The following is a 13,336-nucleotide window of genomic DNA, read 5'->3' as shown; positions in this document are numbered from 1 at the left end:
GGCGCATCATCGCGCAATCTTCACTGTTTTATGGTGCATTCGCGCGTGATCGCCTATCTTTGAATCGCGGGTATGCCGTGTGCGAGAAGACCATGTAGCAGCGCTTTCCGGGCTGCGGGCAATTTAGCCGGCAGGTCTACCGAAGGCCAATGTGAACGTTTCTTCCCGCAGCACAGATGAGAGACCCGCCATCCTTCTCGTTGACGATGCGATCGATGCGCTGGAAGCGTGGGCACTGCTTCTGCGCATGGAAGGTTTCGAGGTCGTGACGGCGACGGGTGGTCTGGACGCGTGGCATAAAGCCCAGCAGTCGCCGCCAGCACTCGTCATTACCGACCTGATGATGCCTGGCATGAACGGCCTTGCCCTGTGCCGCGCGCTAAAGGCCGATAGCAGGCTCGAATTCATACCGATCATTCTCTGGACGGCGGCAACGATCAGCGTCAGCGAACCGGTTTTCGATCGCTTCCTGGTCAAGCCCGTTCTACTCGATACGCTTCTCGAGCATATCAACGTGTTGCTCGTAGGGCCCTGAAAAGTAGCGGGTCAACTCCACCAGGCAGATCGGTTGATGGGTGAATCCGAACGACACCCGCAAAGCTGCGCTCTTCTTGGGGAAGTCATCATGGCGACGACGGACTCACTGCTGACGCTGGCCGAGTATCTGGAAATATCGCTCGATAACGGCGGCAGCGTGCTTGTGATGCAGATGTGCGACGGCCTCTGCGCGATATACGTCGGCGACGCAACGAAGGCCCAGGATCATTGGCGGTATCACGGCGCGATCAGTGCTTCGATTGTCGACGACATTCTCAGGCTGACCCGCTGCGGACGTAACCACCTCGAAATTGGCGGCCAGAAGTATCGCTTCATTCGCAGCGCCGCGCACTTCGAGGATAGGGGCGCGACTGTCTTCGCCACGGGGTAGGCACGCGCTCCGCTTTTATTTGTCACTCTGTCACGAACCCGGGACATATTGCATAACCGCGCGACGGCCGCCGCCCTGCTCTGGCGCGGCAAAATCAATGGCACCTTCCTTGCATTCATCGCACCTCTAACGTCGTCCAATTAAAGAGGAGGTCCACGATGAGCATCGATCTGACATTCCGCGCGGGTGAAGCCACCGTCTTCGCGGCGCCCGGCCAGGTGACGGACGCCATGCCAGAAATTCTGATCGGCCGCGTCGACGGCCCGGTTGGGCATGCGTTCGCGAACATGATGGCGCAGAGCAAAGGCCACACGGCGATGTTCGCGATTCGCGCCTGCAACCAGATGGTGCGGCCCGCGACGATGATCGTCCCCAAGGTGACGCTGCGGGACATGGCGACCATCGAACTGTTCGGCGGCGTCGTGCAGTCGGCCACGGCCGATGCGATCGTCGATTGCCTGATCGAAGGCATCTTGCCGAAAGACCAGGCGAACGAGCTATGCATCGTCAGTCTGGTATGGATCGATCCGCGCTGCGTCACAGATGCGAATCTCGACAAGAAGGACATGTACCGCACGAACTACGAGGCGACCAAACTGGCGATCCAGCGCGCGATGAGCAACGAGCCAAGTGTGGACACGTTGATCGCCAACCGTCATACGATCAAACACGACATGGACGACTGGAGTTGAACCTCGAGCCTCCGGCGACCCGAACCGCCGTGCGATTTCAGAATCGCGCCCGCTCCGCAAAAACATAACAAGGTGGCTTGCGGCACCATAACGTCACGTCAGTCCGGCGTGAGCACAGCGCCGCGTTTCCACGCGGCCACCCCGTCCTCTCGTACGACAAACACCCCCTGTTCGCGGTACTCTCCTAATCCGGCACCTTTTCTGCCACGACGCAATCCGCAATGGTTTCAACAGGACATGGTCCGATGCCCAACGACATTCCAGAACCCCAGGCCGTCACCACCCCCATCAACCGCAGCGCGATTTTCATCGTCGCGACGCTCGTCGACGGCCAAGAGCACGCCGACACCGCGCGCGCCTGGTGCGCTGACGTCGCCGCGCTCGTACGTTCGGTCGGCAAGCGCGTCCCGTCCGGCAATCTGTCGTGCGTGGTCGGCTTCGGTTCCGGCGCATGGGACAAGCTGTTCGGCGCGCCCCGCCCTGCGCAGCTGCACCCGTTTCGTGAGTTCGGCCCGAGTGAGCGCCGCGCGATCGCCACGCCGGGCGACATCCTGCTGCATATCCGTGCCGATCAGATGGACCTGTGCTTCGAGCTTGCGACGCAGCTGGTGACCCGGCTCGGCGAGTCGGTTCAGGTCGTCGATGAAGTGCATGGCTTTCGCTATTTCGATCTGCGCAGCATGGTCGGATTTGTCGACGGCACAGAGAATCCGAGCGGACGCGAGGCCGTCGACTTCACGATGATCGGCGACGAGGACCCCGAATTCGTATCGGGCAGCTACGTGCTCGTGCAGAAATACCTGCACGACATGACGGGCTGGAACGCGCTGTCCGTCGAGACGCAGGAGCGCATCATCGGCCGCACGAAGCTCTCCGACATCGAACTCGACGATGCCGTCAAGCCGACCTCGTCGCACAGTTCGCTGACGACGCTCGTCGAGAACGGACAGGAAGTGAAGATTCTGCGCGACAACATGCCGTTCGGACGCCCGGGCTCCGGCGAGTTCGGCACGTACTTCATCGGCTACGCGCGCTCGCCCGATCCGATCGAGAAGATGCTCGAGAACATGTTCGTCGGACGCCCGCCCGGCAACTACGACCGGCTGCTCGACTTCAGCCGCGCGGCAACGGGCGGACTGTTTTTCGTGCCCTCGGCGCCGCTGCTCGAAGCGCTCGCCGAGCGCGATCCGCAAGCCGCGAGCACTGCTGCCGACGCGAGCCCGAACGTGCCCGCCGACCTCCCCGCATCCGCCGAGCCGACTCACGACGGCTCGCTGAATATTGGCTCTTTGAAAGGAACTTCTCAATATGAATAACCTGCATCGCGAGCTTGCCCCGATCTCCAGCGAAGCCTGGTCGCAAATCGAAGAAGAAGTGGCGCGTACGTTCAAGCGCTCGGTCGCCGGCCGCCGCGTGGTCGACGTGAAGGGCCCGGGCGGCGTCGATCTGTCCAGCGTCGGCACGGGCCATCAGACGACGATCGCGGCCCCGCATCATGGCGTCATCGCGAAACTGGCCGAGGTCAAGGCGCTCGTGCAGCTGAACGTGCCGTTCGAACTGTCGCGCGATGCGATCGATGCCGTCGAGCGCGGCGCGAACGACTCAGACTGGCAGCCTGCCAAGGATGCCGCGAAGGAACTCGCGTATGCCGAAGACCGCGCGATCTTCGACGGCTACAAGGCGGCGGGCATCATCGGGATTCGCGAGGGTTCGTCCAATGCGTCGCTCACACTGCCCGCCGATGTCGCGGACTACCCGGATGCGATCGGCGCCGCGCTTCAGCAGCTGCGGCTGGCGGGCGTCGATGGCCCCTACTCCGTGCTGCTCGGCGCCGACGCGTACACGGCGCTCGGCGAAGCGCGCGATCAGGGCTATCCCGTGCTCGAGCACATCAAACGGCTCGTGAACGGCGAGATCATCTGGGCGCCGGCGATCGAAGGCGGCAGCGTGCTGTCGATGCGCGGCGGCGACTACGAATTGCATCTCGGGCAGGACGTGTCGATTGGCTATCAGAGCCATACGGACTCGGCCGTGCGCCTCTATCTGCGCGAAACGCTGACCTTCCTGATGCTGACGGGCGAGGCGTCGGTGTCGGTGGTCCCGGCGGAGTAAGCGCCAGGCTCAGCGCCCGATGCGCTGAGCTTCACTTGTCAGGCCAGCTCTTCAGCACGGCGGCGACCAGTTGACGAAGCTGGCGCCGCGTCGCACCGCCCCGCGCCTGCACGGCGAGGCCCTGAATGAACGTCGATATGAACGCGGCCGCATCATGGCTCGTCATACCTGCCGGCAGCGGGCCCGCATCCTTCACAGCCTCGAAGCGGGCGCGCAAACGGCGCTCGAATGCGTTACGGCTTTCCGACAGTTCATCGCCCAGCGGGCGCGCGTCCGCGCTGCACGCCAGCGCCGCCAATGTCACGAGACAACCGGACGGCGTTTCCTTTCCCGTATGAAGCGCGACGATGCCATCGAGCAGCGACTCGACGATCCGCTTCGGCGTCGGTTGCGCCAACGCGTGTACGCGAAAGCCCAGATGGTCGCGATGGTAGCGCTCGACGACCCGCCGGAACAGCCCTTCCTTGCTTTCGAACGCCTTGTACAGGCTGGACTTCGTGAGTCCCGTCGCTTCCTGAAGATCGGCTAGCGACGTCGAGTCGTAGCCCTTGTCCCAGAAGACATGTAAGGCCTGATCGAGAACGTAGTCTTCATCGAACTCTCGTGGACGTGCCATTTCGATTTCCTGTATCAGCGGACATTGTAGACCGGACGGTCTCTAACTGGTCGCACCTCAACCCAGCCTCGCTAATTGTGAAGGAAACGACGGCCGACCACATTCGATGCTTTCGAACGTTCCCGCCAACGCCTTCGAACGTCATTTGAGACCGACCGGTCCAGAATACGCCTCATTCCTTCTTTGAAACTCAGGAGTCTGTCCATGTCTGAAACGATTTCGTTCATCGTCCGCCTTCCCGGCAAGCCTGAAGCTCGCGACGAGCTGTATTCGAGCCTCGTGAAGGTGCTCGATGCAATGTCGCATGAGCCGGACTTCGTGAACACATACCTCCATCGGTCGACGGAAGATCCAGATACGTTGGTCCTGTATGAAACCTGGGCGTGCAGCGCGCAGTACTTTGTCGACTATCACCTGAAGAAGGATTATCGGGTCGACTATGAGGGCAAGCTGCAGAGCCTGTTGAAGGCGGAACGGACCATCGAATGGCTCGAACCCGTCAAAGCTTACGGGCGCTAAACGCAGCCATAGCCCTAATCCCGAAACCGCGCCCCTGTCCAATCCGCCTTGCGCGCCATCGCGACGAACGCGCTCAGATAATCGATCGCATCGTCCGCCTCGCGCGTGCCGAGAAAGATCTGCTTCGCGATGCCCTTCTTGCCCAGGCGCAGCGGCGTGAGCGGCATCCATCCCGCGTACTCTTCCGCGAGCCAGCGCGGTAGCGCCGCGACGCCGCGTCCGCTCGCGACCATCTGCAACATGATGTCGGTCGTCTCGATCACCTTGTGCCGTCTCGGCACGACGTTCGCGGGCGTCAGGAACTGCGTGTAGATGTCGAGCCGGTCGGTTTCGACGGGATAGGTGATCAACACTTCCGCCGAGAGTTGCTCCGGCGTCACATAAGGCTCGCGGGATAAAGCATGCTCGTCCGCGACGACCAGCACCTGCTCGTAATCGAACACGGGCTCGAACCGCAAGCCCGGCTTTTTCAGCGGATCGGGTGTGACGAGCACATCGATGTCATAGCCGAACAGCGCGCCAATGCCGCCGAACTGAAAGCGCTGCTTCACGTCGACATCGACATCCGGCCAGCGCGCGAGATACGGCGAGACGACCTTCAGCAGCCACTGGTAGCACGGATGACATTCCATGCCGATGCGCAACGTGCCGCGCTCGCCCTGGGCGTATTGCTTCATGCGCTCTTCCGCGAGCTCGAATTGCGGCAGCAGACGGTTGGCGAGACCGAGCAGGTACTGGCCCGCCTGCGTGAGACGCATCGATCGGCCCTCACGCGTCCACACGGGCGTGCCCAGTTGCTGCTCGAGCTTCTTCACCGTGTGGCTCAACGCCGATTGCGTGAGATTCAGCACGTCGGCGGCGCCTGTGAGCGAACCTTGCCGCTCCACTTCCCGGACGACCATCAGATGACTGCGCTCCAGCATTACGGCTCCATGAACAGAATTAATCGATGTATGAAATAAATCCATTTTTATTCATACATCGAAAATTCTATCATCGCTTCCAGTTTTCATTTTCTGGACGGGGAATAGCGATGGTCACGACACACAATCTGGGTTTTCCGCGCATCGGCGCGAAACGCGAACTGAAATTCGCACTCGAGCAATACTGGAAGAACGAATCGACGCGCGACGAGCTGAAGGCCGTCGGCGCGCAACTTCGCGGTCGTCACTGGAGAGATCAGGCGCGTCTGGACTTCGTGCCCGTCGGCGATTTCGCGTTCTACGACCAGGTGCTCGACATGAGCTTTACGCTCGGCAATCTGCCCGAGCGCGTGCGCGGCTTTCACGGCGATACGCTCGACAACGCCTTCCGCGTCGCCCGTGGACGCTCGGCGCAGAACGCCGAAGCGCACGGCGCGTGCTGCGGCGGTGTGACGGCAGGCGAAATGACCAAGTGGTTCGACACGAACTATCACTACATCGTCCCCGAGTTCGACGCGAACACGCAGTTCTCGCTCGACCCTTCGCGTCTACTCCAACAGATCAACGAGGCCCGCGCGCTCGGCGTCAACGTGAAGCCCGTGATCATCGGGCCCGTCACTTATCTGTGGCTCGGCAAGGCAAAGGACGACTCCGACAAGCTCGCGCTGCTGCCGCGCCTGTTGCCCGTCTATGCGGCGCTGCTCGACTACTTCACGGCACAAGGCATCGAGTGGGTGCAGATCGACGAGCCCGTGCTCGTGACGGAACTCGACGCGAAGTGGCGCGACGCGTTCGTCACCACCTACGATGCGCTGTCGGCACGCCGCGTCAAACTGTTGCTCGCCACCTACTTCGGGCAGTTGCAGGACAACCTCGAACTTGCGTGCAAGCTGCCTGTTGACGGCCTGCATATCGATGCGATCAATGCGCGCGATGAAGTCGCACAGATCGCGGCGAAGCTCCCCGACGCAGCATTGCTGTCGGTTGGCGTGATCAACGGCCGCAACATCTGGAAGACCGATCTGAACGCGGCACTCGAATGGCTCGAACCGCTGCACCGTTCGCTCGGTGACCGGTTGTGGATTGCGCCTTCGTGCTCGCTACTGCATACGCCCGTCGATCTCAACAGCGAACAGAAACTCGACGCCGAGATCAAATCGTGGCTCGCATTCGCGCTGCAAAAGCTCGACGAACTGACGGTGCTGGCGGGCGCGCTGAACAATGGCCGCGCATCGGTAGCCGATGCGCTCGACGCGAACGCCGCTGCAATCAAAAGCCGGCGCGTGTCGCCGCGCGTGCACAACCCGGTCGTCAAGGCTGCGATTGCGCGTATCGACGCGGCGCTCGGCAAGCGCGTGAGCGCCTATCCGCAGCGTGCAGAAAAGCAGTCCGCGATTCTCAACCTGCCGGCGTACCCGACCACCACGATCGGCTCCTTCCCACAGACGAGCGACATCCGTCACGCGCGCAGCCAGTACAAGGCAGGCGAACTGGATCAGGCCGGCTACAAGGCTGCGATGGAGCGCGAGATCACGCGGGCCGTGAAGGAACAGGAAGCCCTTGGCCTCGACGTGCTCGTGCATGGCGAAGCCGAACGCAACGACATGGTCGAATACTTCGGCGAGCAACTGGATGGCTACGCGTTCAGCCAGTTCGGCTGGGTGCAGTCGTATGGTTCGCGCTGCGTGAAGCCGCCCATTCTGTTTGGCGACATCTGCCGTCCAAAGGCGATGACCGTCGAATGGATTCGATATGCGCAATCGCAAACCACGAAGCCGATGAAAGGCATGCTGACGGGCCCCGTCACGATCCTGAACTGGTCGTTCGTGCGCGACGACCAGCCGCGCTCGGTGTCGTGCCATCAACTGGCGCTCGCGATCCGCGAAGAAGTGCTGGACCTCGAAAAGGCCGGCGTGCGTGTGATCCAGATCGACGAAGCGGCCCTGCGTGAAGGCCTTCCGTTGCGCCGCTCGCAGTGGAGCGAGTATCTGCAATGGGCGGTGGAGTCATTCCGTATCACCGCGAACGGCGTGCAGGACGAAACGCAGATTCACACCCACATGTGCTATTCGGAGTTCAACGACATCATCGCGTCGATCGCCGACATGGATGCCGACGTGATCACGATCGAAACGTCGCGCTCGGATATGGAACTGCTCGATGCGTTCGACGACTTCGACTATCCGAACCAGATCGGGCCGGGCGTGTACGACATTCATTCGCCTAACATCCCGAGCCAGGACCACATCGTGAACCTGATGAAGAAGGCGGCCGGGCGCATTCCGGCGGAACGGTTGTGGGTCAATCCCGATTGCGGGCTGAAGACGCGTGCATGGGATGAAGTGATTCCCGCGCTGAAGAATATGGTGGCGGCTGCGCAAACGCTTCGCCAAAGCGCCTAACGCTTTCGTCGATCCGCGCGGATAACGAAAATTGAAGGCCACCTGCGGGTGGCCTTCGACGTTATTGCCCTTACGCCGTTTTAAAGCGCGCCGCCTCTTCCGATCCCGACGTCGCATTGCCCGCGCTGTACGAATGCGCGCCGACGCCCGCCAGCTTGCCGCCATCGACGATCAGATACTCGTCGCGGATGGGCCGCTTCTCGAACCAGCATTCGAGGATTTCACGCGTGCCGGCCGCATAACGCGCCTGCGCCGACAACGTCGTGCCCGAAATATGCGGCGTCATGCCGTTGTGCGGCATCGTGCGCCACGGATGATCGCGCGGCGCCGGCTGCGGGAACCACACGTCGCCCGCATAGCCCGCCAGTTGCCCCGATTCGAGCGCCCGCACGATCGCATCGCGATCGACGATCTTGCCGCGCGCCGTATTCACGATATACGCGCCGCGCTTCATCTTCGCGATCAGCTTTTCATTGAAGAGGTTTTCCGTTTCGGGGTGCAGCGGACAGTTGATCGTCACCACGTCGCATGCCTTCACCATCGATTCGACATCGGGGTGCCACGTCGCGCCGAGTTCTTTTTCGACATCGAGCGGCAGACGGTAACGATCGGTGTAGTGCAGCTTCACGTCGAACGGCTTGAGCCTGCGCAACACGGCTGCACCGATCCGGCCAGCCGCGACCGTGCCCACATGCATCGCTTCGAGATCGTAAGCACGCTCGACGCAATCGGCGATATTCCAGCCGCCCTTCTTCACCCATTCATGCGACGGCAGGTAATTGCGCACCAGCCCGAGAATCATCATCACGACGTGTTCGGCGACGCTGATGCTATTGCAGTAAGTCACCTCGGCTACCGTGACGCCGCGCTCGATGGCCGCCTGCAAATCGACGTGATCCGAGCCGATGCCCGCCGTCAGCGCGAGCTTGAGCTTCGGCGCCTTCGCGATGCGCTCGGCCGTCAGGTACGCAGGCCAGAACGGTTGCGAGATCACAACTTCAGCGTCGGCAAGCTCGCGCTCGAACGTCGAGTTCGGACCATCCTTATCCGATGTCACGACGAGCGTATGCCCTAGCGATTCGAGGTATTTACGCAGTCCCAGTTCGCCCGATACGCTGCCCAGCAATTCGCCCGGCGTGAAGTCGATGGCCTTCGGCGTCGGGGCCGTTTGACCGTCGTGATAACGCGTGATTTCGGGTACGCCGTCGCGGGCGTACTGTTTCGGCATTCCTTTGACGGGGTCGTCATACAGCACACAAAGAACCTTAGCCATTCGTCTCGCTCCAGTCTGGTCGAGCGCATTTTCATGCCGGCGCTCTATCGACATATCGACGTGATACATCACATACGATGTGAAGCAGTGTCGATGGCGCGTCTATGTGCGTCCAATCGTTTGGGCGAATAGCCTGATAAGCGTCGCTTATCAACGAGCGTATTTGAGGGGCGACGTGATGTTGCAGCGATTCAGCAAACGGGAAGCAGCGCGTCGAATTCGTCCTGCAGCCGAAGTCCTTCGGCGCAACGCCAGAAGGCGGCAACGAGCGGCTGCATCGCCTCGCGATTGCGTGCGACGAGGCCGATTTCACGCGTCAGCTCAGGCATCAGCAACGCGCGACGCACGCCATCGCCATCGCCATCGGGCAGCACGCTCAGCAGACTGTGCGGAAAGATGCTGGAGATACCCGCGTGCAATACATGTCCGTACAACGCGAGCAACGAGTCGCATTCGATCAGCACTTCCGGTTGAACCTGCTCTCGACGAAACGCGGCGTTGATTACCTGCCTGTTCTGCATCATCTGCGGCAACAGGCCGAGTGGCAGGCCCGCCAACTCGCGCCAGCTGCATGCGCCCTCCACGAGATCCGCATGATCGCCCGGCGGCGAAAGCAGAATGGAGCGCTCGCGATACAGCGGCAGCACGGCAAAGCCCGCCTGCACGCCCGAGTCGAGATACGTGAGGCCGATATCCAGTTCGAGTTCGTCGAGTTGCCGATGAATCGCTTCCGAGCTGAGCGAATGCACGTCGTAACGGATCTGCGGATGTTCGCGCAGGCAAGGCGCAAGCACGCGCGACGCGACGGGAATCACGGTCGGTATCGCGCCGACGCGCAGCTTGCCGACCAGACGGTCCTGCGCCAAGCACGCGTCTTGCCGCATGTTCTGCAGCGTCGCCAGCGTCTGCCGCGCCCACCCCAGCACGCGCTCGCCGTCTTCCGTGAAGCCGACGAAGCGCCGCCCGCGATTGACGATCGTCAGCCCGAGTTCCGACTCGAGTGCCCGGATCGCCGACGACAAGGCCGGCTGCGAAACATGGCATGCGTCGGCGGCACGCGCGAAGTGCTTTTCGCGCGCCAACGTGACGAGGTAGTCGAGCTGGCGGATGAACATTAGCCGTCAGACGAGAAGGTCTTCATGGAACGCGCCGAACGGCCGTGTCGGATGCGCAATCTGGATCTCCAGAATCCACACGCCCGCCGCGGGTGTCGCGTCGAAGTCGCCGAGATCGCCCGCCTTGTAGATGGCATGCGGAAAATCGCTCACGCGATGACCCTTGATATCGACGTTCAGGCGAAACCCATGCGCATTGGCCCGCTGCGCCGCGTAGACGTACAGATCGACGCCCGCGCAGCCGGTCGCGCGCCAGTGCTGCTCGACTTCGTCGTAGATCGTGCGCGCCGCCTGCGCGCACGCCTGCATGTCCGGGTCGTCGCCGCAGACGAAGGTGGCGCCCGCATCGCCCTCGTGCTTCGCCCAGACAGCGCCGAGGTCGATGAAGAAAATGTCCTTGTCTGCCAGCACCGGATCGCCGTTCGATCGCTGCTTGAATGTTCTCAGCGTGTTTTCGCCGAAACGCACGAGCACGGGATGCCAGATCCGGTCCATCCCGAGATCCTTCAGGATGCGCAGCGCCAGCGCATTCGCCTCCGATTCACGCATGCCCTGCCGTACGTCGGCGGCGATGGCATTGACGGCCTTCCATGTCATGACTCTTGCGTGCTGCATCGCGTCCAGCGAGAAATGCTCGCCGACGGCTTCCTTATGTGTCGAATTCAACGTACTGCTCCGCGTTGTCGTTAGCTGAAAATGTCAAATGTGCGCTCGATATATACACGTCAATATATCGTGTTTGACGCGTCGAACCTATCAAGGCGAAGTTGAAGCGGCTTACGTCGTACGATATAGCGCCTTACATGTCGCGTAAACACGGGCGGCAGCGCTATGTATAAACGATAGACTTCGGGTTGGCTTAACACTGCGGGTTTCCGTGGCACGAACGCGGGACCCATTCGAGGAGAACATCATCATGCGAACCAGCGCCCGAAATCATTTCACCGGACAGATCACCGAGGTCAAACCCGGCGCCGTCAATGACGAAGTCACGCTGCGCACCCAGGACGGACTGGACATCGTCGCGGTGATCACGCACGGCAGCGCGTCGTCGCTTGGCCTCGCAGCCGGCAAGCCGGCTTTTGCGCTGGTGAAGGCGTCGTCGGTGCTCGTGATGGTCGATGCGGGCAACGGCAAGGTGTCGGCACGCAACCGCGTCGCGGGCACGGTCACGGCCGTCACGAAGGGCGCCGTGAATAGCGAAGTGATCGTTGCATCTGCAAGCGGTGCGGAGATCGCCGCAATCATCACCAATGAAAGCGTCGACCGGCTCGGGCTTGTAAGCGGCGCGGCGGCGTCGGCGATCTTCAAGGCATCGAGCGTGATTATCGGCGTCGACTGACAAGCCTGTCTTTCGACGCAAGTTCAATTCAGCGGCAGAATCCGTAAGTAACTGGTTCCGCCTGCCGCTGCGCGATCGACGACATAAAGACGGTGTCGCGCCGGATCGACGGCAACGCCGCGCGCGTCGTGAAAGTCGGTGGCGATTTCATTCACGCTGCCGTCCGGCGCGACCTTACACAACGACGCACTCTTGCAGTGTGTGTAGAGCGCGCCTTGACCATCTCCTGCCATCAGGTCCGGGTTCTCGATCTTCGCGAACGTATCGGCAACGGTAACCGGCTGCGCTGACTGCAGCCAGTTCGCCAGCGACGCGCGCACGATCACGTTGCGCGCCTGATCCGAAACGAAAACCGTATCGCCCGATACGACGACACCCACCGGCTTGCCCATTCCCGTGATGAGATCGCGCTCGGTGGCGCGGCCCGCAGCTGCATCGTAGGTCAACAGGCTCACGCCGCCTGTCGCGGGTGCGCTGCCTTCCTTGACGAACCACGTCGACAGCGCCTGCTGCGAACCAATCGCCGCAATGCCGAGCCTGCGGCGAGCGGGATTGGGTCCCGACAGCATGATTGCGCCATTCGCGCCTTTGACGTCGAACACTGCACTCGCGCTGCCGAATCCAAAGCGCACGGCCAGCAGATTGCGCGCATCGTCGAAGGTCAGCTGGCTCAGGCTTATACCTGGGCCGGGCGGCTGAGGAATCGACGCATAAGGGGCAAACGTACGGCCATCGGACGATCTGAGCACGCTGCTTTTCGCGTCGTCAGTCAGATAGACGGCGCCGTCGCTCGCGTCAACCGCGACGCCGTTGGGCCGTACGCCTTCCAGCGCGACCGGCGTCGTATCCGTTGCCGTGCTGCTCGACGCGCAACCAAACGTCTGCGCGATCACGCCGGCAATCAAGACCTGCAACAGACAGCGAACAAGACGTTCAGACGTAGCTGTCGATAGTCGGAACATGAAATCTCCCTGAGTGACTTCCGCTTCAGCGCTGCGCGAGTTGAGTCTCGATGGCCGCCTTGTCGATCACCGACCACACCTGCGCGATCTTTCCGCCGCGAAACGCATAGAACACGTTCTCGGCGAAAGCGACTTTCTTTCCATCGACGGCGAGTCCAAGAAACGTCCCTTTGGGCGAACACTCGAACTGCAAGCGACTTGCGATCATAGGCGGCTCTGCAACCAGCAGCGCAATGTCAAAACGAAGATCCGGAATCTCGCGGAAGTCCCGCTCCAGCATCGCCCGATAGCCGGACAAGCCGATACGCTCGCCGTTATACGTCACATCGTCATCGACGAAACGCCCCAGCGTCGCCCAGTCCTGCTGGTTAAGACAGTCGATATAACCCCGGTACACGTCAGAAAGATCGCTCGCGCTCATCACGAACCGCCCTCGCCGAAGATCGCTCAAG

At 61.6% G+C, this 13,336-nt stretch carries 15 protein-coding genes; 8 read left to right on the top strand and 7 right to left on the bottom strand.

All coding sequences use genetic code 11. The annotated features are described in order from the left end of the window. Positions 1-151 precede the first annotated feature (151 nt). The 5 genes from C2L64_RS25900 to C2L64_RS25880 all read left to right on the top strand — a co-directional run bounded on the left by C2L64_RS25900 (position 152) and on the right by C2L64_RS25880 (position 3,732). Complete coding sequence (locus tag C2L64_RS25900; RefSeq protein ID WP_007746893.1) at positions 152-535, top strand: response regulator; 384 nt, start codon at positions 152-154, stop codon at positions 533-535. 90 nt (positions 536-625) lie between these two features. Next, positions 626-928: a hypothetical protein gene (locus C2L64_RS25895; protein ID WP_007746891.1), complete on the top strand. Its 303-nt coding sequence runs from the start codon at positions 626-628 to the stop codon at positions 926-928. Between the two features lie 158 nt (positions 929-1,086). After that, positions 1,087-1,620: a formaldehyde-activating enzyme gene (gene fae, locus C2L64_RS25890; protein ID WP_007746889.1), complete on the top strand. Its 534-nt coding sequence runs from the start codon at positions 1,087-1,089 to the stop codon at positions 1,618-1,620. Positions 1,621-1,865: 245 nt separating this feature from the next. Further along, positions 1,866-2,936 carry a Dyp-type peroxidase gene (locus C2L64_RS25885; RefSeq protein ID WP_009769778.1) on the top strand — a complete coding sequence of 357 codons (1,071 nt, stop codon included), beginning with the start codon at positions 1,866-1,868 and terminating at the stop codon, positions 2,934-2,936. Next, positions 2,929-3,732, top strand: coding sequence for a family 1 encapsulin nanocompartment shell protein (locus tag C2L64_RS25880; protein ID WP_009769779.1), 804 nt, complete (start codon positions 2,929-2,931; stop codon positions 3,730-3,732). Before C2L64_RS25885 ends, C2L64_RS25880 begins: the two co-directional genes overlap by 8 nt. Positions 3,733-3,763: 31 nt before the next feature. Here the strand turns inward: C2L64_RS25880 and C2L64_RS25875 are convergent, their stop codons facing one another. Continuing rightward, positions 3,764-4,348 (bottom strand): TetR/AcrR family transcriptional regulator, encoded by a 585-nt coding sequence (locus tag C2L64_RS25875; RefSeq protein ID WP_009769780.1) that lies wholly within the window; start codon positions 4,346-4,348, stop codon positions 3,764-3,766. A 204-nt stretch (positions 4,349-4,552) separates the two neighbouring features. Here C2L64_RS25875 and C2L64_RS25870 point away from each other — a divergent pair, with 204 nt between their 5' ends. After that, positions 4,553-4,867, top strand: a complete 315-nt coding sequence (locus tag C2L64_RS25870) for a putative quinol monooxygenase (protein WP_009769781.1) — start codon at positions 4,553-4,555, stop codon at positions 4,865-4,867. Between the two features lie 14 nt (positions 4,868-4,881). Here C2L64_RS25870 and C2L64_RS25865 read toward each other — a convergent pair whose 3' ends face one another. Continuing rightward, positions 4,882-5,835 (bottom strand): LysR family transcriptional regulator, encoded by a 954-nt coding sequence (locus C2L64_RS25865; protein ID WP_176133925.1) that lies wholly within the window; start codon positions 5,833-5,835, stop codon positions 4,882-4,884. 65 nt (positions 5,836-5,900) lie between these two features. Between C2L64_RS25865 and metE the strand changes: the two genes are divergently transcribed. Further along, positions 5,901-8,192, top strand: a complete 2,292-nt coding sequence (gene metE / locus C2L64_RS25860) for a 5-methyltetrahydropteroyltriglutamate--homocysteine S-methyltransferase (protein WP_090837833.1) — start codon at positions 5,901-5,903, stop codon at positions 8,190-8,192. 70 nt (positions 8,193-8,262) lie between these two features. On the opposite strand, the gene C2L64_RS25855 is transcribed toward metE, so the two are convergent. From C2L64_RS25855 to C2L64_RS25845, 3 genes are all read right to left on the bottom strand, one after another. Next, the gene (locus tag C2L64_RS25855; RefSeq protein ID WP_007746880.1) at positions 8,263-9,465 is read right to left on the bottom strand and encodes an NAD-dependent formate dehydrogenase; all 1,203 of its coding nucleotides are present in this window, start codon (positions 9,463-9,465) and stop codon (positions 8,263-8,265) included. A gap of 191 nt (positions 9,466-9,656) precedes the next feature. Then, positions 9,657-10,580 carry a LysR family transcriptional regulator gene (locus C2L64_RS25850; protein WP_009769783.1) on the bottom strand — a complete coding sequence of 308 codons (924 nt, stop codon included), beginning with the start codon at positions 10,578-10,580 and terminating at the stop codon, positions 9,657-9,659. Between the two features lie 6 nt (positions 10,581-10,586). Beyond that, positions 10,587-11,246, bottom strand: a complete 660-nt coding sequence (locus C2L64_RS25845; RefSeq protein ID WP_009769784.1) for a M24 family metallopeptidase — start codon at positions 11,244-11,246, stop codon at positions 10,587-10,589. 250 nt (positions 11,247-11,496) lie between these two features. Between C2L64_RS25845 and C2L64_RS25840 the strand changes: the two genes are divergently transcribed. Continuing rightward, positions 11,497-11,922, top strand: a complete 426-nt coding sequence (locus C2L64_RS25840; RefSeq protein ID WP_009769785.1) for a TOBE domain-containing protein — start codon at positions 11,497-11,499, stop codon at positions 11,920-11,922. A gap of 23 nt (positions 11,923-11,945) precedes the next feature. On the opposite strand, the gene C2L64_RS25835 is transcribed toward C2L64_RS25840, so the two are convergent. Beyond that, positions 11,946-12,884 (bottom strand): NHL repeat-containing protein, encoded by a 939-nt coding sequence (locus C2L64_RS25835; RefSeq protein WP_009769786.1) that lies wholly within the window; start codon positions 12,882-12,884, stop codon positions 11,946-11,948. Between the two features lie 25 nt (positions 12,885-12,909). Beyond that, positions 12,910-13,305 (bottom strand): ester cyclase, encoded by a 396-nt coding sequence (locus tag C2L64_RS25830; RefSeq protein WP_009769787.1) that lies wholly within the window; start codon positions 13,303-13,305, stop codon positions 12,910-12,912. Positions 13,306-13,336: the final 31 nt, after the last annotated feature.

The organism is Paraburkholderia hospita, assembly GCF_002902965.1.
Taxonomy (GTDB): Bacteria; Pseudomonadota; Gammaproteobacteria; order Burkholderiales; family Burkholderiaceae; genus Paraburkholderia; species Paraburkholderia hospita.
This window is presented reverse-complemented; position numbering and strand designations above follow the sequence as displayed.

Excerpts from the sequence above, each read along its gene's own strand:
- C2L64_RS25855 (WP_007746880.1), bottom strand. The coding sequence starts at position 9,465 with ATGGCTAAGGTTCTTTGTGTGCTGTATGACGACCCCGTCAAAGGAATG.
- C2L64_RS25830 (WP_009769787.1), bottom strand. The coding sequence starts at position 13,305 with ATGAGCGCGAGCGATCTTTCTGACGTGTACCGGGGTTATATCGACTGT.
- C2L64_RS25840 (WP_009769785.1), top strand. The coding sequence starts at position 11,497 with ATGCGAACCAGCGCCCGAAATCATTTCACCGGACAGATCACCGAGGTC.
- C2L64_RS25870 (WP_009769781.1), top strand. The coding sequence starts at position 4,553 with ATGTCTGAAACGATTTCGTTCATCGTCCGCCTTCCCGGCAAGCCTGAA.
- metE (WP_090837833.1), top strand. The coding sequence starts at position 5,901 with ATGGTCACGACACACAATCTGGGTTTTCCGCGCATCGGCGCGAAACGC.
- C2L64_RS25880 (WP_009769779.1), top strand. The coding sequence starts at position 2,929 with ATGAATAACCTGCATCGCGAGCTTGCCCCGATCTCCAGCGAAGCCTGG.
- C2L64_RS25865 (WP_176133925.1), bottom strand. The coding sequence starts at position 5,835 with ATGGATTTATTTCATACATCGATTAATTCTGTTCATGGAGCCGTAATG.
- fae (WP_007746889.1), top strand. The coding sequence starts at position 1,087 with ATGAGCATCGATCTGACATTCCGCGCGGGTGAAGCCACCGTCTTCGCG.
- C2L64_RS25875 (WP_009769780.1), bottom strand. The coding sequence starts at position 4,348 with ATGGCACGTCCACGAGAGTTCGATGAAGACTACGTTCTCGATCAGGCC.
- C2L64_RS25850 (WP_009769783.1), bottom strand. The coding sequence starts at position 10,580 with ATGTTCATCCGCCAGCTCGACTACCTCGTCACGTTGGCGCGCGAAAAG.
- C2L64_RS25895 (WP_007746891.1), top strand. The coding sequence starts at position 626 with ATGGCGACGACGGACTCACTGCTGACGCTGGCCGAGTATCTGGAAATA.
- C2L64_RS25835 (WP_009769786.1), bottom strand. The coding sequence starts at position 12,884 with ATGTTCCGACTATCGACAGCTACGTCTGAACGTCTTGTTCGCTGTCTG.
- C2L64_RS25885 (WP_009769778.1), top strand. The coding sequence starts at position 1,866 with ATGCCCAACGACATTCCAGAACCCCAGGCCGTCACCACCCCCATCAAC.